General features: G+C 68.1%; 20 protein-coding genes. 10 read left to right on the plus strand and 10 right to left on the minus strand.

The annotated features are described in order from the left end of the window. The first annotated feature begins 51 nt into the window (after nt 1-51). Genes ACFO5X_RS22405 through ACFO5X_RS22415 form a run of 3 tightly spaced genes read left to right on the plus strand, consistent with a single transcriptional unit; the run spans nt 52 to nt 2,448 of the window. Nucleotides 52-534 (plus strand): GNAT family N-acetyltransferase, encoded by a 483-nt coding sequence (locus ACFO5X_RS22405; protein ID WP_380721739.1) that lies wholly within the window; start codon nt 52-54, stop codon nt 532-534. 37 nt (nt 535-571) lie between these two features. Then, on the plus strand, nt 572-1,309 hold the full coding sequence (locus tag ACFO5X_RS22410) for an esterase/lipase family protein (RefSeq protein WP_380721741.1): 738 nt from the start codon (nt 572-574) through the stop codon (nt 1,307-1,309). Beyond that, nucleotides 1,306-2,448, plus strand: coding sequence for an alpha-D-ribose 1-methylphosphonate 5-triphosphate diphosphatase (locus ACFO5X_RS22415; RefSeq protein WP_380721743.1), 1,143 nt, complete (start codon nt 1,306-1,308; stop codon nt 2,446-2,448). Before ACFO5X_RS22410 ends, ACFO5X_RS22415 begins: the two co-directional genes overlap by 4 nt. Here ACFO5X_RS22415 and ACFO5X_RS22420 read toward each other — a convergent pair whose 3' ends face one another. The 4 genes from ACFO5X_RS22420 to ACFO5X_RS22435 form a co-directional block, all read right to left on the minus strand. Next, entirely contained in the window at nt 2,449-2,970 is a 522-nt protein-coding gene (locus ACFO5X_RS22420; RefSeq protein ID WP_380721745.1) for a HutD/Ves family protein, read from the minus strand. Next, complete coding sequence (locus ACFO5X_RS22425; RefSeq protein WP_380721747.1) at nt 2,967-4,046, minus strand: 5-(carboxyamino)imidazole ribonucleotide synthase; 1,080 nt, start codon at nt 4,044-4,046, stop codon at nt 2,967-2,969. Before ACFO5X_RS22425 ends, ACFO5X_RS22420 begins: the two co-directional genes overlap by 4 nt. Then, on the minus strand, nt 4,039-4,527 hold the full coding sequence (gene purE / locus ACFO5X_RS22430; protein WP_380721749.1) for a 5-(carboxyamino)imidazole ribonucleotide mutase: 489 nt from the start codon (nt 4,525-4,527) through the stop codon (nt 4,039-4,041). The genes ACFO5X_RS22425 and purE overlap by 8 nt, the downstream gene beginning before the upstream one ends. Before the next feature lie 73 nt (nt 4,528-4,600). Then, nucleotides 4,601-4,825, minus strand: a complete 225-nt coding sequence (locus ACFO5X_RS22435; protein WP_380721751.1) for a YdcH family protein — start codon at nt 4,823-4,825, stop codon at nt 4,601-4,603. 160 nt (nt 4,826-4,985) lie between these two features. On the opposite strand from ACFO5X_RS22435, the gene ACFO5X_RS22440 reads away from it, so the two are divergent. Beyond that, on the plus strand, nt 4,986-5,399 hold the full coding sequence (locus ACFO5X_RS22440; RefSeq protein WP_380721753.1) for an Hsp20 family protein: 414 nt from the start codon (nt 4,986-4,988) through the stop codon (nt 5,397-5,399). A gap of 3 nt (nt 5,400-5,402) precedes the next feature. Further along, a complete protein-coding gene (locus tag ACFO5X_RS22445; RefSeq protein ID WP_380721755.1) occupies nt 5,403-5,627 on the plus strand; it encodes a DUF1150 family protein in 225 nt (74 codons plus the stop codon). 36 nt (nt 5,628-5,663) lie between these two features. Here ACFO5X_RS22445 and ACFO5X_RS22450 read toward each other — a convergent pair whose 3' ends face one another. Then, nucleotides 5,664-6,521, minus strand: coding sequence for a sterol desaturase family protein (locus tag ACFO5X_RS22450; protein WP_380721757.1), 858 nt, complete (start codon nt 6,519-6,521; stop codon nt 5,664-5,666). Between the two features lie 198 nt (nt 6,522-6,719). Here ACFO5X_RS22450 and ACFO5X_RS22455 point away from each other — a divergent pair, with 198 nt between their 5' ends. After that, nucleotides 6,720-7,607: a PhzF family phenazine biosynthesis protein gene (locus ACFO5X_RS22455; RefSeq protein WP_380721759.1), complete on the plus strand. Its 888-nt coding sequence runs from the start codon at nt 6,720-6,722 to the stop codon at nt 7,605-7,607. A gap of 5 nt (nt 7,608-7,612) precedes the next feature. Next, nucleotides 7,613-8,476, plus strand: coding sequence for a hypothetical protein (locus tag ACFO5X_RS22460; protein WP_380721761.1), 864 nt, complete (start codon nt 7,613-7,615; stop codon nt 8,474-8,476). 110 nt (nt 8,477-8,586) lie between these two features. Here ACFO5X_RS22460 and ACFO5X_RS22465 read toward each other — a convergent pair whose 3' ends face one another. From ACFO5X_RS22465 to trxB, 3 genes are all read right to left on the minus strand, one after another. After that, entirely contained in the window at nt 8,587-10,296 is a 1,710-nt protein-coding gene (locus ACFO5X_RS22465; protein WP_380721763.1) for a bifunctional sulfate adenylyltransferase/adenylylsulfate kinase, read from the minus strand. Nucleotides 10,297-10,434: 138 nt separating this feature from the next. Further along, nucleotides 10,435-12,117, minus strand: coding sequence for an adenylate/guanylate cyclase domain-containing protein (locus ACFO5X_RS22470; RefSeq protein WP_380721765.1), 1,683 nt, complete (start codon nt 12,115-12,117; stop codon nt 10,435-10,437). Nucleotides 12,118-12,195: 78 nt separating this feature from the next. Further along, on the minus strand, nt 12,196-13,167 hold the full coding sequence (trxB, locus tag ACFO5X_RS22475) for a thioredoxin-disulfide reductase (protein WP_380721767.1): 972 nt from the start codon (nt 13,165-13,167) through the stop codon (nt 12,196-12,198). Between the two features lie 181 nt (nt 13,168-13,348). Between trxB and ACFO5X_RS22480 the strand changes: the two genes are divergently transcribed. From ACFO5X_RS22480 to ACFO5X_RS22490, 3 genes are read left to right on the plus strand one after another with little or no spacing between them, the layout of a single operon-like run. Further along, nucleotides 13,349-13,849 (plus strand): Lrp/AsnC family transcriptional regulator, encoded by a 501-nt coding sequence (locus tag ACFO5X_RS22480; RefSeq protein WP_380721769.1) that lies wholly within the window; start codon nt 13,349-13,351, stop codon nt 13,847-13,849. A gap of 50 nt (nt 13,850-13,899) precedes the next feature. Then, a complete protein-coding gene (locus ACFO5X_RS22485; RefSeq protein ID WP_380721771.1) occupies nt 13,900-14,700 on the plus strand; it encodes a PaaX family transcriptional regulator C-terminal domain-containing protein in 801 nt (266 codons plus the stop codon). Nucleotides 14,701-14,731: 31 nt separating this feature from the next. After that, the gene (locus ACFO5X_RS22490; protein ID WP_380721773.1) at nt 14,732-15,070 is read left to right on the plus strand and encodes a DUF2794 domain-containing protein; all 339 of its coding nucleotides are present in this window, start codon (nt 14,732-14,734) and stop codon (nt 15,068-15,070) included. Here ACFO5X_RS22490 and ACFO5X_RS22495 read toward each other — a convergent pair. Further along, a complete protein-coding gene (locus ACFO5X_RS22495; RefSeq protein WP_380721775.1) occupies nt 15,067-15,885 on the minus strand; it encodes a C40 family peptidase in 819 nt (272 codons plus the stop codon). The genes ACFO5X_RS22490 and ACFO5X_RS22495 overlap by 4 nt on opposite strands. Continuing rightward, on the minus strand, nt 15,882-17,264 hold the full coding sequence (locus tag ACFO5X_RS22500; protein ID WP_380721777.1) for a leucyl aminopeptidase family protein: 1,383 nt from the start codon (nt 17,262-17,264) through the stop codon (nt 15,882-15,884). Before ACFO5X_RS22500 ends, ACFO5X_RS22495 begins: the two co-directional genes overlap by 4 nt. Between the last annotated feature and the right edge of the window lie 32 nt (nt 17,265-17,296).

Below are 17,296 nucleotides of genomic sequence, written 5' to 3' on the forward strand. Positions count from 1 at the left end.
TGCGGCGCGGGTGGGGTTTTCGTTGGCGTGCCCGCGCGCTAGAGGTGTCTTATGGTCGTGACCCCGGATTTTCAGCGCGAGATGCGTCCCGATGAAGTGCCCCAGGTGGACGCCCTGCTGCGTCTTGCCTTTGGCGGCGCGGCGGAGACCGAGCTGGTGCGCGCGCTGCGCAAGGCGGGCGATATGGTGGGCGAACAGGTGCTCAGCGCCGGCGACACGGTCATCGGCTATGCCGGGCTGTCGCGGATGGTGGCACCGAAGGGCTGGCTGTGCCTGGCGCCGGTGGCGGTGCATCCCGACTGGCAGGGGCGGCGGGTCGGCCGGCGCATGGTGGGCATGATCGCCGAATGGGCGCGGCTGTCGGGGGTGACGATTGTCGTGCTGGGGCAGGTGGGGTTCTACGAGCGGGCCGGGTTCAGCGCAGCGCGCGCGGCGCGGTTGACCACTCCCTATCCGGTGGAGCACACGCTGCTGGCCGGACCCGGCGATGCGGTGCCCGAGCAGACGCTGGTCTATCCCCGCGCCTTCGGCTGACTTCCCCTTTCTCCGATTCCCGGCTATGGCGGCGGCCATGCGTGGCCTTGTCCTGATCCTCTTGCTGGCGGCCGGCCCGGTGCGGGCCGACTGTGTCGTGCTGCTGCACGGGCTGGCGCGCACCGATGCCTCGCTGATCGTGATGGAGGAGGCGCTGGCGGCCCGGGGCTATCACGTGGTCAACGCCGGATACCCTTCGACCGACCTGCCGATTCCGGCGCTGGCGGAACAGACGCTGCCACCGGCGGTGGCAGAGTGCGGCGAGGAACGCGTGAACTTCGTCACGCATTCGATGGGGGGCATCCTGCTGCGCTATTGGCTGCGTCAGATACGGCCGGCGCATCTGGGGCGGACGGTCATGCTGGGCCCGCCGAACCGCGGCAGCGAACTGGTCGACAAGATGGGCGACTGGGAGGTCTTCGGGATGCTGAACGGCCCGGCGGGGCGGCAGCTGGGCACCGACGCCGACAGCTGGCCGCTGCGGCTGGGGCCGGTGGACTATCCGGTGGGGGTGATCGCGGGGGATGTCTCGCTGAACCCGGTGTTTTCGGCGATGATCGACGGACCGGACGATGGCAAGGTCTCGGTCGCCTCGACGGCGGTCGAAGGGATGAGCGACCGGATCGTCCTGCCGGTGACGCATACCTTCATGATGAACAACCCGCGGGCGATCGCGCAGACGGTGCATTTCCTGCAGCAGGGCCGGTTCGATGCCGGCATTTCCTGGCTGGACGCGGTGATGGGCAATACCGGCGCGGTCGAGGTGGCGGAATGAGCGGGCTGGCCTTTGACCTGACCGGGGCCGAGGTGCTGCGGCCCGATGGGCTGGACCGGGGGACGCTGAGTTTCGCGGATGGCGTGATTGCCGATGCGCCGGTGGGGCGCGCGGTGGATCTGGGCGGGTTTCTGGTGCTGCCGGGCATCGTCGACCTGCATGGCGACGGCTTCGAGCGGCATCTGGCGCCGCGCCGGGGCGCGATGACCGACATGGGCGAAGGGATCGTGGCGACCGAGGCCGAGCTGGCGGCGAACGGGATCACCACCGGCGTGCTGGCGCAGTTCCTGAGCTGGGAAGGCGGATTGCGCGGCGGCGCCCATGCGGAGGGCGTCTTTGCCGCCATCCGGGAGGTGCGCGGGGCGCTGGCGACGACGCTGCTGCCGCAACTGCGGCTGGAGACGCATCTGCTGGAGGAATATGCGACGCTGCCTGAGCGGTTGATCGATTGGGGCGTGGAGTTTGTCGTGTTCAACGATCACCTGCCGCATGACCGGCTGGCGGCGGGCCGCCGTCCGCCGAGCCTGACCGGCCAGGCGCTGAAAGCGGGTCGAAGCCCCGAGGCGCATCTGGCGCTGTTGCAGGAATTGCACGCGCGCGGGCCCGAGGTGCCGGCGGCGCTGGATGCGCTCTGCGGGCGGCTGGCGGCGCAGGGGGTGCGGATGGGCAGCCACGACGACCATACCGCCGAGGATCGCGCCGCCTGGGCCGCGCGGGGCGCGACGATTGCCGAGTTTCCCGAAACCGAGGTGGCGGCGCGGGCCGCGCGGGCGGATGGCGGCGGCGTGGTGCTGGGCGCGCCCAATGTGGTGCGGGGCGGGTCGCACAAGGGCAACGCCAGTGCGCGGGCTCTGGTGGCGCAGGGGCTGTGCGATGCGCTGGCGTCGGATTATCACTATCCCTCGCCGCGCCGGGCGGCCTTGGCGTTGGCCGGGGAGATGGGGCTGGCCGCCGCCTGGGCGCTGGTCTCGTCCGGGCCGGCGCGCCTGCTGGGGCTGGACGATCGGGGGAGCCTGACGCCGGGCCAGCGGGCGGATATCGTGGTGCTGGAAGCCGCGACGGGCCGGGTGGCGGGCACTCTGGCCGGCGGGCGGTTCACCCATCTTGGCGGCGATCTGGCCGAGCGGTTCCTGGGCTGATCAGCCTTCGAGGATGTCGATGCAGAGACCTGCGGCGGCGGGCGGCGGCTGGTGCGGGTCGAGTTCCACGAGGTCGTAGCGGGACAGACCGGCGCCGTCCGCGAGCGCGAGGAGGTAACGGGCGACGACCTGCTTAAGTGTCTCACTCCAGGTGGGTCCGACATGGCAGCCATAGGGCGCGCGGCACATCACGTTGAGGTCGAGCAGGGCGGGGCCGGTGAGGGTGGCCTGACAGCCGATGTCGCCGGAGAACCGGACCGGCCCGGAGGTTTCCGTGACCGTTTCTGTCCGGCCGTCGTCAAAAGCCAGCACCATCGGCCCGCCCTCCAGGACGCAGAGCGTGCGCGCGACGCCCGGGAAGGTGGAAAACGGTCCCGAGGCGGCGACGCGCGCGGTGCTGATGCGCCAGGCGAAGTCGTCGATGCCCGCGCCGGGGGGCTGGCAGATGATCTCGGCCGTCTGCCCGCCGCCGTTCTTCCACGGGGCAAAGCGGCGGTCGGCCAGGCGGTGGATCGCGATCATCCGCGCGACGGGCCGGTCACGCGGTTGAAGTGGCCCATCTTGCGGCCGGGCTTGGCCTCGGTCTTGCCGTAGAGGTGCAGCGAGACATCGGGCTGGGTGGCCAGGCCGACAACGCGGTCGATGTCGTCGCCGATCAGGTTTTCCATCACCACGTTGGAGTGGCGGCTGCCATCCCCCAGCGGCCAGCCGGCGATGGCGCGGATGTGCTGTTCGAACTGGTCGACGGCGCAGCCGTTCTGGGTCCAGTGGCCCGAGTTGTGGACACGCGGCGCGATCTCGTTGACGATCAGGCCCTGGGGCGTCACGAAGAGCTCGACCCCGAGGACGCCGATATATTCCAGCGCGTTCAGGATGTTGGCCGCCAGCAGCACGGCGTCGGTGCGCTGGTTGGGCGACAGGCGGGCGGGCACGGTTGTGGTGTGCAGGATGCCGTCGCGATGCACGTTCTCGCCCGGGTCGAAACAGGCCACGTCGCCGTGGCTGCCGCGCGCGGCGATGACAGAAACTTCGTGCGTGAAGTCGACGAACCCTTCGAGGATCGCCGGGGCGCCGTTCATCGCGGCAAGCGCCTCTTCGACCTGGGACGGGTCGGTGATGCGCACCTGGCCCTTGCCGTCATAGCCGAAGCGGCGCGATTTCAGGATGGCGGGGGTGCCGATCTCGGCCAGAGCGGCGGTCAGCCCGTCGAGGTCGGCGATATCCGCAAAGGGCGCGGTTTTCAGGCCGAGCGCCTGGAGGAACGTCTTTTCGGTCAGCCGGTCCTGGCTGATGCGCAGCGCCTCGCGCCCCGGGCGGATGGCACAATGACCTTCCAGCAGGTCGAGCGCCTGGGTCGGGACGTTCTCGAATTCATAGGTGATGACATCGACGCTTTCGGCGAAGCGGGTCAGTGCCTCGGCGTCCTCGTAGGAGGCAGTCGTGACATGCGCCGCGACCTGACCGGCGGGTGGATGGGCGCCCGGTTCGTAGATGTGGCAGGCAAAGCCGAGGCGGGAGGCCGCGACCGAGAGCATCCGGCCGAGCTGGCCGCCGCCGAGGATGCCGATTGTCGCGCCCTGCGGCAGGGGGTTAGGCATCCTGCGGCTCCTCGGGGATCGAGTCCGACAGCGCGGCGCGCCAGGCGTCCAGCCGTTCGGCCAGCGCCGGATCGGAGAGGGCGAGGATGCCGGCAGCCAGCAGGCCGCCGTTGGCGGCGCCGGCGGCCCCGATGGCCATGGTGGCGACCGGGAAGCCCTTGGGCATCTGGACGATGGAATAGAGCGAATCGACGCCGTGCAGCGCACGGGTCTGGACCGGGACGCCGATCACAGGCACGCGGGTTTTCGAGGCCATCATGCCGGGAAGATGCGCCGCGCCGCCGGCCCCGGCGATGATCACCCTGAGGCCGCGCGCGACCGCGCCCTTGCCGTAGTCCCACAGACGGTCCGGCGTGCGGTGGGCCGAGACGATGCGCTTTTCGTAAGGCACGCCGAGGGCGTCGAGAATGTCGGCGGCTTCCTTCATGGTCGGCCAGTCCGACTGGCTGCCCATGATGATGCCGACCTGAACCTGCTGCATGTTCCGTGTCCCCGGCTGAAAGAGCGGGCACTATAGCCGATGGCCCGAGGGTGGCAATCCGCCTGTGGCGGGCTCAGGCGATGATGTCGGGGGTCAGCCGGTCTTCGATCAGCGAGATGATGTCCTTGAGCCGGAGCTTCTGCTTTTTCAGGCGCTGGACGGTCAGCTGATCGGCTGTGCCACGGTCGACCAGGGCCATGATCGCCTCGTCGAGATCGCGGTGCTGGCGCCGGAACACCTCGAGTTCGACCCGGAGCACGTCGTCGTTCTTCATCGAGAGGTCGATCGGGGCGTTCATGGCAGGCGACTCGGGCTGGCAGACGGGACCCCGAAGTTACAGCGGACAGAGGATTTCTCCTAGCCCTTGTGAAACCTGAAAGAGGCTCCCATATTTCCCTTGCGCGGTTGCCGCAACGGGACCGCACATTCCGTCGCTTTCAAGGCAAAGGACGCAAAACGTGACGAAACTGACCCTGGGCACCTACCCGCATATGTTGGGGTTCGAACAGCTGGAGCGCTTGCTGGAGCGCACCGCGAAATCGGGCAACGAAGGGTACCCCCCGTTCAATATCGAACAGACCTCGGACTTTTCCTATCGCATCACGCTTGCGGTGGCCGGCTTTGCCGAGTCGGACCTGGCGATCACGGTCGAGGACCGTCAGCTGGTGATCCGTGGCCGTCAGCAGGATGACGGGGAAGACCGCATCTATCTTCACCGCGGAATCGCCGCCCGGCAATTTCAGCGGAGCTTTGTGCTTGCTGAGGGCGTTGAGGTGGGAGAGGCCGTGATTGAGAACGGTTTGCTGCACATCGACCTGTCGCGCGCGGTTCCCGAAACCGTGGTTCAGACGATCAGAATAAGGAAGGGGTAAGCCATGAACACGCCATTCGATTTCCAGGAGCCCGGCAAGGGTATTGTCTACGTCAAGCCGGTCCAGGTGGCCGACCTGCCGGAGGCGCTCAAGGCCGAGGCGGGCGAACTGGAACTTATCTACGCCGTGCACGACTCGGACGGCCACCAGCTGGCGCTGGTCGCCGACCGCAAGCTGGCCTTCATGCTGGCCCGCCAGCACGACTATGCGCCGGTCAACGTGCACTGAACGCGACGGCGGGGCTGTTGCCCCGCCGGGTGCCTGTCAGGCTGCCGTCTCTTCCGATGTCGGGGCGCGGCGGACAAGGCGCGCGTAGGCGCTGGGGCGCAGCGGATAGCTCATCTGGCTTTTGAGCGTCGGCTGCATGTCGTCGGCCACGCCGAGCGGCCCGTCACAGGGACCGGGCAGGTAGAAGGTCCCGAACATCCGGTCGAACAGGCAGAAGATTTCGGCAAAGTTCTTGTCGAAGGCCTTTTCCTCGGCCGAGTGATGCCAGCGATGCATCGCGGGCGAGACGATGTACTTGCCCCACCGCCCGAAGGTGAAGGGCAGGTCGGCGTGGATGAAATAGCCGTAATAGCCGCGCAGCATCCCGTTGAAGATCACCGCATAGGCGGGAAAACCCATCATCAGAATGGCACTGCCGACCAGCCCGTGGACCGTGAGCAGGTTGATCGGGTGCCAGCGGTTGGTCGTGATCCAGGTCACATGGGTGTCGGAGTGGTGGACCGCATGCGCGGGCCAGAGCAGCGCCGAATGGTCGAGCCGGTGACGCCAGTAGCTGAAGAAATCGGCCAGGAAGACGGCAAGGAACAGCACGAGGACGGTTGGCAGGCTGGCCCAGCTTTCGGGGCGGAACAGCACGAGGTCGTTGGTCACCAGCCATGAATGCAGCGCGGTGATGACAACGGCCAATACCGGGCCTGCGAAGAGGGCGTTGAAGACCAGGATCTTGAGCGTGAGCCCGGTTTCGGGGAGGGCGCTTCGCAGATCCGGGAGAAAGTCGCGGCCCTTGAAGTGCCAGCCGAGACCAAGGAAGACCACCGCCGGAATGAGCATGTAGGTCAGGGCCTGAACCACGTTGATCGCGCTCTCGCGCAACAGGTCGATGACCAGATCCATTCTTTCTGTCCCTCTGCATTCTGCCGATGCCGGCCCGCTTCGCGGAGCCCGGGCGCAGGCTCGCGGGAAATACGGGCGCAATCATGGCGCGCAGGGGGCCATTTGCGCTCCGTCGCCGAAAACGCGGGCGCGACTTGTGCGGGCGGCGGGAACAGGCCATCTACGGATAACGAAGGTGTGCACGAAAGGCCCGAATCCATGAGCCTGTTCCAATTCGACTGGGTCGATGCCTTTGCCGACCGGGCCTTCGGCGGCAACGGCTGTGCGGTGGTGCATGGCGGGGCGGTGCTGGACGAGGCCACCGCGACAGCCTTCGTGCGCGAGACCTCGCTGGTCGAATGCACCTTTACCGGACCCTCCGATGTGGCCGACGTGCGCGTGCGCTATTTCCTGGCCAGCCGCGAGATCCCCTTTGCCGGGCATCCCACCATCGCCACGGTGGCCGCCATGCGGTCGCGCGGGATGATCGCGGGCGCGCGCATCACGCTGGAGACCGGGGCGGGGGTGATCCCGGTCGCCTTCGAGGGCGACCGGATCGTCATGACCCAGATCGCGCCGGTTTTCGGGGCCGAGGTGGAACGCTCGCTGGTGGCGCAGGCGATCCGACTGTCGCCCGAGGATATCGTCGGCCAGCCGCAGGTCGTGTCGACCGGGCTGCCCTTCTGCATCACGGTGCTGCGCGATCATGCGGCCCTGCGTGCCGCGCGGCTGAATGTCGAGGCGTTGCGGCGCGTGGCCGAAAGCGCCGGGTTTGCCGGGTCGGACATGGCCGAGCCGTTTCTGGTCACGTTGCAGGGCGCCACCGAGGCGGGCGACACCTTCTCACGCCTGCTGCTCGCGCCACCCAGCCCGGCCGAGGATCCGTTCACCGGCTCGGCCACCGGGGCGATGGCGGCCTATCTCTGGAAGCACGGACTGATGACGCTGGACAGCTTCACCGCCGAGCAGGGGCACTGGATGGGACGGCCCGGCACGGCCACCGTCACCCGGATGGGTCCGCCCGAGGCGATGACCGGCATCCGCGTGGCGGGGCAGGGGTTCGTGCTGATGCGCGGCGAGGTCGACCTGCCGGGCGGGGAGCGTTGAGCGCCATGCCCTATGAGCCGGCGATTGCCGTCCTGCCCTATGGACATCACCAGAAGTCGGGCCTTCAGGCCACGCCGGTGGAGGATCTGATCTGGCCGCTGGGCTGCCCCGACCGGCTGTTCGGCGGCACGGTCGCGGACATGCGGCCGCAGGATCACCTGCTGATGTATCCGCGCACGCTGACCCATTTCCGGCGGCGCGCGGCGATCCAGGCGAAGGTCTCGCTGATGCTGTTCGAACCGGCCTTCATCCACGCGCGCCATCATGCGCTCCTGCGCCTGACCTGGCGGCGGTTCTTCCGGATCCTGACCTTCGACGAAACGCTGCTGACGCGGATCCCGAACGGCATTTTCTTTCCACTCGGATCGACCTGGGTGCCGGAATGGCGCACCCTCGACGTGACCAAGGACCGGATGTGTTCGCTGATCGCCTCGGCCAAGCGCGACAGCGAAGGGCACCAGCTGCGCCACGCCGTCGCCGACTGGGCGCGCGAGACGGGGCAGGATGTAGAGCTGCTGGGCGGCGGCTACGCGCCTTTCGGGCAGAAGGCCGAAGGGCTGGCGCGCTATCGCTATTCGGTGGTGATCGAGAACGTGCGCGAGCGAAATTACTTCTCGGAGAAACTGCTGGACGCCGTTTTCTGTTCGACCATACCGATCTATTGGGGTTGTCCCAATATCGAGGATTTCTTCGACCCCGCGGGCATCATCCTGTGCTCCGGCGAGGAGGATATCCGCCGCGCCGTGCTGGCCATGTCGGAGGCGGATTACGCCGCGCGCCTGCCGCGCCTTCAGGCGTTGCAGCCGGTGCTCGACCCCTACGCGCGGGTCGAGGAGCGCGCGGCACGGGCCTTGCTCGCCTCGCTCTGACGCGCCTCCCTGAATGCGAAGGGGCGCCCCGTTTCCGGCGCGCCCCCTGCTTCTTCTCTTGTCAAATACTCCCGCCGGAGGCATCGCGCCGCAGTCGCGATTGCGCCGTCTCAGCCGGCGATCAGGCCCATGTTCTCGAGCTTGAGCAGGACCTGATGCGCGCAGTTGTCGACGTCGGAGCCTTCCGTCTCGACCCGCAGCTCGGGGTTTTCGGGAACGTCATAGGGGTCGGAGATCCCGGTGAATTCCTTGATCTTGCCCTCGCGCGCCAGCTTGTAGAGACCCTTGCGGTCGCGCCGTTCGCATTCCTCGATGGAGGTTGCGACATGCACTTCGAGGAAGGCGCCGTATTGTTCCACATCCTCGCGCACCGCGCGCCGGGTCGTGGCATAGGGCGCGATCGGGGCGCAGATGGCGATACCGCCGTTCTTGGTGATCTCGGAGGCGACATAGCCGATGCGGCGGATGTTCAGGTCGCGATGCTCTTTCGAGAAGCCGAGCTCCGAGCTGAGGTTCTTGCGCACGATGTCGCCGTCGAGCAGCGTCACCGGGCGGCCGCCCATCTCCATCAGCTTGACCATCAGCGCGTTGGCGATGGTCGACTTGCCCGAGCCGGAGAAGCCGGTGAAGAAGACGGTGAAGCCCTGTTGCGACCGCGGCGGACGCGTGCGGCGCAACTCCTTCACCACTTCGGGGAAGGAGAACCATTCCGGGATCTCCAGCCCCTCGGCCAGACGGCGGCGCAGTTCGGTGCCCGAGATGTCGAGCACGGTGTCGCCCTCGGGCACCTCGTTCGCCGGGTAATACTGCGCCTTCTCCTGCACGTAGACCATGTGCTTGAAGTCGACCATTTCGACGCCGATTTCGTCCTCATACTGCTTGAACAACTCCTGGGCGTCGTAGGGGCCGTAGAAATCCTTGCCCTGGCTGTTCTTGCCCGGGCCGGCGTGGTCGCGGCCGACGATGAAGTGGGTGCAGCCGTGGTTGCGGCGGATGATCCCGTGCCAGACCGCCTCGCGCGGGCCGGCCATGCGCATCGCCAGGTTCAGCAGGCTCATGTTGGTGGTGGCGGCGGGATACTTGTCGAGCACCGCCTCGTAGCAGCGCACGCGGGTGAAGTGATCGACGTCGCCCGGCTTGGTCATGCCGACCACGGGATGGATCAGCAGGTTGGCCTGCGCCTCTTTCGCGGCGCGGAAGGTCAGTTCCTGGTGGGCGCGGTGCAGCGGATTGCGGGTCTGGAAGGCGACGATGCGGCGCCAGCCGACCTTGCGGAACCATGCGCGCAATTCGTTCGGGGTGTCGCGGCGGGCGCGGAAGTCATAGTGGATCGGCTGCTGGATGCCGGTCACCGGACCGCCGAGATAGACCTTGCCGGCGGTGTTGTGCAGGTAGTTGACGGCCGGGTGCGCCGAGTCGTCGGCGCCAAAGACCTTGGCCGCCTCGTTGGCCTTGTTCGGCACCCAACGGTCGGTCACGGTCATCGTCGCGAGGATCACGCCTTCCTGGTCGCGCAGCGCGATGTCTTCGCCGATCTCGAGCCCTTCGGCGAATTTCTCGGACACGTCGAGCGTGATCGGCATCGGCCAGAGCGTGCCGTCGGCCAGGCGCATGTTCTCGACCACGCCGTCGTAATCGGCTTCCGACAGGAAGCCCTTGAGCGGGAAGAACCCGCCGTTCATCAGCAGTTCAAGGTCGCAGATCTGGCGCGGGGTCAGGTCGTGGCTTTTGAGGCTGGCGGCTTCGACCTTCAGCTTTTGTGCCGAGTCGTAGGATACATAAAGCTCGGGGACCGGGGCCAGGTTGCTAAGCATGTTCATCTCAATCTTTCGGTTGGTCGTGTCGCACGGGGGCCAATAGCCCTTCGCGGCGCGCTTACCCATAAGGCAGGGCGAAAGTCTAGAGTTGCATGACGGATTTCTGGGCGGCGGGCTTTTTTGGCGCGGCGAACCGCCGATTCAGGCGACGGGAACCGCGGGCTCGAGCAGGGCGGCAATCTCGGCGGCGTGCTTGAGCGGCAGCGCGGCCACCGGTTCGGCCACGCCGCGCAGCTCCAGCGTGACGAGCGCCATGTCCGCGGTGTCGAGCCCGGCGCCGGTCAGCAGCGGGCCGGAGACCAGCGCCTCGACCGCCATGTCCTTGGTCATCGCCTCGAGCCGGCTGGCGGCGTTCACCGTCTCGCCGATGATCGTGCGGGGCGCATGGCCGGCGGCACCGATCTCGCCCTGAACCAGATCGCCGAGGTGCAGGCCGATGCCGATGCGGATGGCGGACGCGCCTTCCGAGGCGAGGCCCTGGTTGAAGGTGGCGAGCGCGCGACCGATCCCGGCGGCCGCGCGCAGTGCGGCGCGGGCCGAGGTTGCCTCGTCCGGGGCCTCGAACAGGGCGAGCAGTCCGTCGCCCAGGTATTTGTCGACCACGCCGCCCGAGGCGGTGATGGCGGGAACGATGGCGTCGAAGAAGCGGTTCAGCAGGAAGACCACGTCGTAGGGCAGCTGCCCGGTCGTGCGCGCGGTAAAGCCGCGGATGTCGAGGAACAGCACCGCCATGCGGCGTTCCTGGCCCTGGCTGGCATGGGCGCGGTTGCGCCGGCCGTCGGGGCGGAAGACGCGGAAGACGGTCAGCGGCTGGACCGGGCGGATCTGGCAGGCAAGGCGGGTGCCGGGCGGCGCGCCGACGGCGGCGAGGCTTTTCGCCTCGGCCTCGGAGGGCGGGTGCAGCAGGTCGGCGCCTTCCTCGACCAGCACGCGGCAGGTGGTGCAGCGGCCGCGCCCGCCGCAAAGCGCGGTATGGGGCACGCCGTTGGCGCGCGACATTTCCAGCAGTGTCGGTCCGCGCGGCGAGGAGATGTCCGGCCCGTCGATATAGCGCACGCGCACCGCCTGCCGTCCGCGCCGCAGCCTGCGCCCGAGATAGACCGCGGCGACCAGTGCGAGCAGGCCCCAGTAGATCCATTCGGTTGTTTTCTGGATCGAGATCAGCGCGACGAAGGTGTCGCGGTCGGGCCAGTGCAGCGCCGCGCGGATCGAGGCGCGCAGGTCGGGGTCCGCGAAGACCGCGGCGATGCGGCGCCCTTCGGTCAGGAAACCGGCGAGGGCGAAGAACGGCACCAGCGTGGCCAGCGCGATCAGCCAGGGCAGGCCGCGGCGCCAGCGCGGTTCGCCGCGCAGCCAGAAGTGCAGGCCCATGCAGCCATGGGTCCAGACGATCAGCAGCAGCAGGCTTTGCAGCCAGCCGTCCTTGGACCCGAAGATCAGCCCGATCAGGTAGACGAACCTGTCGTCCACCCCATAGGCCGAGTGGGCGACGCGGGTGAAGACGATGTGGACGATCAGCAGCAGCGGGATGATCAGACCGAGCGCGATCTGGGTGGCCTCCCAGAGCGGCATCCGCAGCGTGCGCCGGCCGGCGAGTTTCCACAGGGCAAGGCCCGCGTGGGTCAGCAGCGCGCCGTAGAGCACCGCCGCGCCAAGCGGGTTGCGGGTGACGACCTGGCGCCAGCCCTGCGCGCGGTCCATCAGGTCGGGCGAGAACAGGCCAAGGCCGATGTTGAGGAAATGGAACAGCGCATAGGCAAAGAGCACCAGGCCCGAGACGATGCGCGCCCGTGTCACCCAATTGCCGCGCCAGATCGTGGTCACACCCGAACTCCGTTGTCGGCCGTTCGGGAAAGTCTGCGGCGCGCGCCGTCCGAGGTCAAGCGGCGGGCGCTTGCGCGGTCACTCGGCGGCCGACGCGGCGGGAACGGCCGACTCTTCCGCCGCGAGGAAACGCTCGGCGTCGAGCGCGGCCATGCAGCCCATGCCGGCGCTGGTCACCGCCTGGCGATAGACGTGGTCGGTCAGGTCGCCCGCAGCAAAGACGCCGGGGATCGAGGTTTCGGTCGAGCCCGGTTTCACGACCACATAGCCGCCGTGATGGGTTTCAAGCTGGTCCTTGACCAGTTCGCTGGCCGGCGAGTGGCCGATCGCGACAAAGACGCCCTTGGCCGGGATCTCGGTGATCTCGCCGGTCTTGACGTTCCTGACGCGCACGGCCTCGACCCCCAGCGGGTTGTCTGCGCCGACGACCTCGTCGAGTTCGTGGAACCAGAGCGGGACGATCTTGGGGTTCTTGAACAGGCGGTCCTGCAGGATGCGTTCGGCGCGCAGCTCGTCGCGGCGGTGGATCAGCGTGACCTTCGAGGCGAAGTTGGTGAGGAACAGCGCCTCTTCCACGGCGGTGTTGCCGCCGCCGATGACCACGATTTCCTGGCCGCGATAGAAGAAGCCGTCGCAGGTGGCGCAGGCGCTGACGCCGAAGCCCTTGAATTTCTCTTCGCTCGGCAGCCCCAGCCAGCGGGCGCGCGCGCCGGTGGCAAGGATCACCGCGTCGGCGGTATAGGTGGTGCCGCTGTCGCCCTTGGCGGTGAAGGGGCGTTTCGACAGGTCCAGCGAGGTGATGATGTCGCCGACGATCTCGCAGCCCATCGCCCTGGCGTGGGACTCCATCCGCACCATCAGGTCGGGGCCCTGCACCTCGGTGTCACCGGGCCAGTTCTCGACCTCGGTGGTGGTGGTCAGCTGGCCGCCCGGTTCGATCCCCTGCACCAGCAGCGGTTTCAGCATGGCGCGCGAGGCATAGACCCCGGCGGTATATCCCGCCGGCCCCGAGCCGATGATCAGAACCCTGCTGTGACGTGTCTCGGCCATGTCGTCCCCCAAAGTCGCAGTGGCAGCCTGTCCCGGATATAGCCATCGCACCGCCCGGATTGAACCCCCGATTTGGGGCCTCATTTTGCGGCAGGGGGCAGGAAGATAATTGCGTGCGCCTGCAACATTATTGCGTCTGCCGGTTGCCTGCTATAACAAACGGAAAAAATCCGGAGCACTTATGGTTGCCGCACGCCTCGATCCGATCGACCGCATGATCCTGTCCGAATTGCAGGCCGATGGCCGCATGACGAACGTCGAGCTGGCGCGCCGGGTCGGCATCTCGGCCCCGCCCTGCCTGCGGCGGGTGCGAACGCTGGAAGAGGCCGGGCTGATCGGAGGCTATCACGCCGACATCAATGCGCGCGAACTGGGGTTCGAGGTGCAGGTCTTTGTCATGGTCGGGCTCGACAGCCAGGCCGAGACGGCGCTGTCGGCCTTCGAGAACCGCTGCCGCGCCTGGCCGCTGGTGCGCGAGTGCCATATGCTGAACGGCGAGGTGGATTTCATCCTGAAATGCGTGGCGCCGGATCTGAGCAGTTTCCAGTCCTTCCTGACCGGCCAGCTGCTGACCGCGCCGAATGTCGCCAGCGTCAAGACCTCGCTGGTGATCCGCGTGGCCAAGGACGAGCCCGGCGTGCCCTTCGACGTGCTCGAGGAGCGCCTGAACAAGTCGGCCTGATCCTGCGCTGGCTTGTGATCCCGCGCACCGGCCGCTAAGGCCATGTCCCCATGAGCGATCCGATTGCCCCGCTGATCGAAAGCCTGCATGCGCAGGGCCGCCTGCGCGTCTGGTCGCTGGTCATCACCGCCTTTGGCGATCTGGTGCAGCACCGGGGCGGGGCGATGTCCTCGGCGCGGCTGGGCCGGCTGCTGGGCCGGGTCGGGATCGAACAGGGCACCATGCGCACGGCGATGTCGCGGCTGGGGCAGGATGGCTGGGTCAGCAGCGAGCGGCGGGGGCGGTCGAGCCTCTATCGGCTGAGCGACGAGGGGCTGGCCAAATTCGCGCCGGCGACCACGCGGATTTACGCGCCACCGCGCCGAGAGCCGGTGACCGACTGGGCGCTGAGCGTCAGCCTGAGCAGTGGCGCGCCCGAGATCATTTTGACTCCGGCCGAAGAGCCGGGGGGCGATGCCGATCTGCGGCTGACCGGGCGGATCGATGTCCTGTCGGACGCCTATCGCGCCGCTTTGCTGAGCGACTCGCACCGCGCCGCGCTGGAGGGTCTGGCGCGCGATCTGAAGGCGCTGCATTCGGTGCCGATAACCGCGCCGCTGGATGCCGCCGCGGCGCGGATGCTGCTGATCCACCGCTGGCGGCGGATCGTCCTGCGCTATCCGCAGTTTCCGGCCGAGCTGATGCCGGCGGATTCGCCTTTGGCGGACCCCCGTCAGGCGGTGGCGGATGCCTACGGGCGGATCGCACCCCTGGCCGAGGTCTGGCTGGGCAGCGCGGACGGCGATCTGGAGGCAATGCCCGAGGCGGCAGACCGCTTTGCGCTGCGCTTTGGCGGGGCGCAACGGGCTTGATTTGCCGCGCGTTTGGCGCGAGGCTTGGGGCATGACGATCCAGCAGCCCTATCCGTTTCCCCATGCCCCGGAACAGGTCGCCTTCGACCGGCGCGAGATGCAGGATATCCTGACGCTTTATGGCCGCATGGTGGCTGCCGGAGAGTGGCGTGACTACGGCATTTCCTGCCTGCGCGAGATGGCGGTGTTTTCCGTCTTCCGCCGCACCGCCGAGCATCCGCTCTACCGCATCGAAAAGCAGCCGCGGCTGCGCGGGCGACAGGGGATGTATGCGGTGGTCGGCATGGACGGCCGCGTTCTGAAGCGCGGGCACGATCTGAAGACCGTGCTGCGCGTGCTCGAGCGCAAGCTGATCCGCCCGGTCGACTAGACCCGCCGCCGGTGCGCGCGGGGCGGGCCCATGCGGGCGAGGCCTTCGGCGATCGGTTCTTCCACCACCGCCATGTAATGCGCATTGGCGTGGAGGATGGTCTCGGGCGTTGCAACCGTCACCACATGTCCGGGCCAGAACAGCAGATCGCCGGGCGCGGGAGGTGTGCCCTCGGGCATCGGCTGGCCGATGCTGGTGCTTTGCAGGTCGCTGTCGCCGGCGCAGGGCAGGCCGCAGGCCTGGGCCGCGAGTTGCACCAGACCGGAACAGTCGATCCCGAAGGCCGAGTTGCCGCCCCAGAGATAGGGCGTGCCAAGCAGCAGCCGGGCCACAGCGATCGGATCGGTTGCAGGGCTATCCAGCGGGGCGAGATGGCTGGCCGGGATATAGCGTTCTTCATCAGTGACGAAAAAGCGGCCTTCCTCGCGGATAACGCTCAGGCGGCTGTTCAGGCTGAGCGGGACCGGGCCGGGGGTCTTGATGTCGGGCGCGCGGAAGGCAAGCGTGGTGCGCACGCAGACCCGGTGCGTGGCCGCCGGGCCGTCGTCCAGCGCTTTGGTCGGCACCCATCCGACGTAGCCGTTCAGTTCGGCCCGCCCGAAGCTGTAGCCGTTCAGCCGGTCGATTTCGAGAAACGGCTCGCCCATGAGCAGCTGGCGGTCCAGCCGCCCCGGTCCGGCGGCGCGCAGCAGGTCGGCCACGGGATGGGCGATGCGGCGAAGCTGGCCGGGCACATAGCTGTCGGCCTGGACCTGGCCGCGCAGCGAGTCATGCGCGACACGGCCGTTGGAGAGGGTGAGGCGGGGATCGGTCATTTCGAGGCGAGCCCGGGAAGCGCCTGGAACAGCGCGCGGATGCCCTGGCCGACGCCGCCCTTGGGCTGGGCCGGTTCGCTGCCGGGCTGCCAGGCGTAGATGTCGAAATGCATGTAGCGGCCAGCCCCGGCAAAGCGGCGCAGAAAGAGCGCGGCGGTGATCGAACCGGCAAAGCCGCCCTCGGGCGCGTTGTCGAGATCGGCGATGCCCGGCTCGATCCGCTTTTCGTAGGGCGCGTGGAAGGGCATCCGCCAGACCGGGTCGTCGACCGCCTTCGCCGCCTGTGCCAGCGCGGCGGCGGCGGCGTCGTCATCGGTGTAGAAGGGCGCGATGTCCGGCCCGACCGCGACACGGGCCGCACCGGTGAGGGTCGCCATCGAGATCATCAGGTCGGGCGCCTCCTCGGCCGCCAGCGCCAGCGCGTCGGCCAGCACCAGCCGGCCCTCGGCGTCGGTGTTGTTGATCTCGACCGTCAGGCCCTTGCGCGAGGTCAGGATGTCTCCGGGGCGGAAGGCGTTGCCGGCGACCGAATTTTCGACGGCTGGGATCAGCACACGCAGCTGCACCGGCAGCTTCAGCGCCATGATCATGCTGGCAAGTCCCAGCACATTGGCCGCGCCGCCCATGTCCTTCTTCATCAGCTTCATGTTGGCGGCGGGCTTGAGATCGAGGCCGCCGGTGTCGAAACAGACGCCCTTGCCGACCAAGGTCAGCTTTGGCCCGGTGTCGCCCCAGCGGAACTCGATCAGCCGAGGCGCGGTGGCCGAGGCGCGGCCGACGGCGTGGATCATCGGGAAGTTCTGCGCCAGCAGGTCGTCGCCAGTGATTGTCGAGACGGCCGCGCCATGGGCCTTCGCGAGGGCGGCGGCGGCCTCTTCCAGCTTGTCCGGCCCCATGTCGGAGGTGGGGGTGTTGACCAGATCGCGCACCAGCGTCTCGGCGGCGGCGATGGCCTCGATGCGCTTGGCGTCGATGCCATCGGGGGCGACCAGATTCACGGCCCGCGCCTTGCGGCTGCGATAGCGGTCGAAGGCATAGTCGCAGAGCAGCCAGCCGAGGCATTCTGTCTCGCGTTCCGCTCCGTCCAGCCCCGAGGCCAGCGCATAGGTGCCCTCGGGCAGTTTCTGTGCCGCAGCGGCCAGCGCGAAGTGACCGCGCGCCCGGTCTTCTTCCGAACCGTAGCCGGCCAAGGCCATCAGGGCGAGCCCGCCAGGTCCGGGCACCAGCAGCGCCTGGCCGATCCGCGCGGCAAATCCGTTCAGTCGCACCCAGGACGAAACCTCGGGCGCCTGCGCCGCAAGCCAGCTGTCAAGCGCCTCGGTCTCGATCACATGCAGGGGCAGGGCGGTGTCGGTCGGGGCGGCGAACTGGTAGGGCATGGGGCTCTCTTGCGTCGGGATATACGCCGCGC

Origin of the sequence: Seohaeicola nanhaiensis, from assembly GCF_042654245.1 — a bacterium.
In the GTDB taxonomy this organism is placed as follows: domain Bacteria; phylum Pseudomonadota; class Alphaproteobacteria; order Rhodobacterales; family Rhodobacteraceae; genus Seohaeicola_A; species Seohaeicola_A nanhaiensis.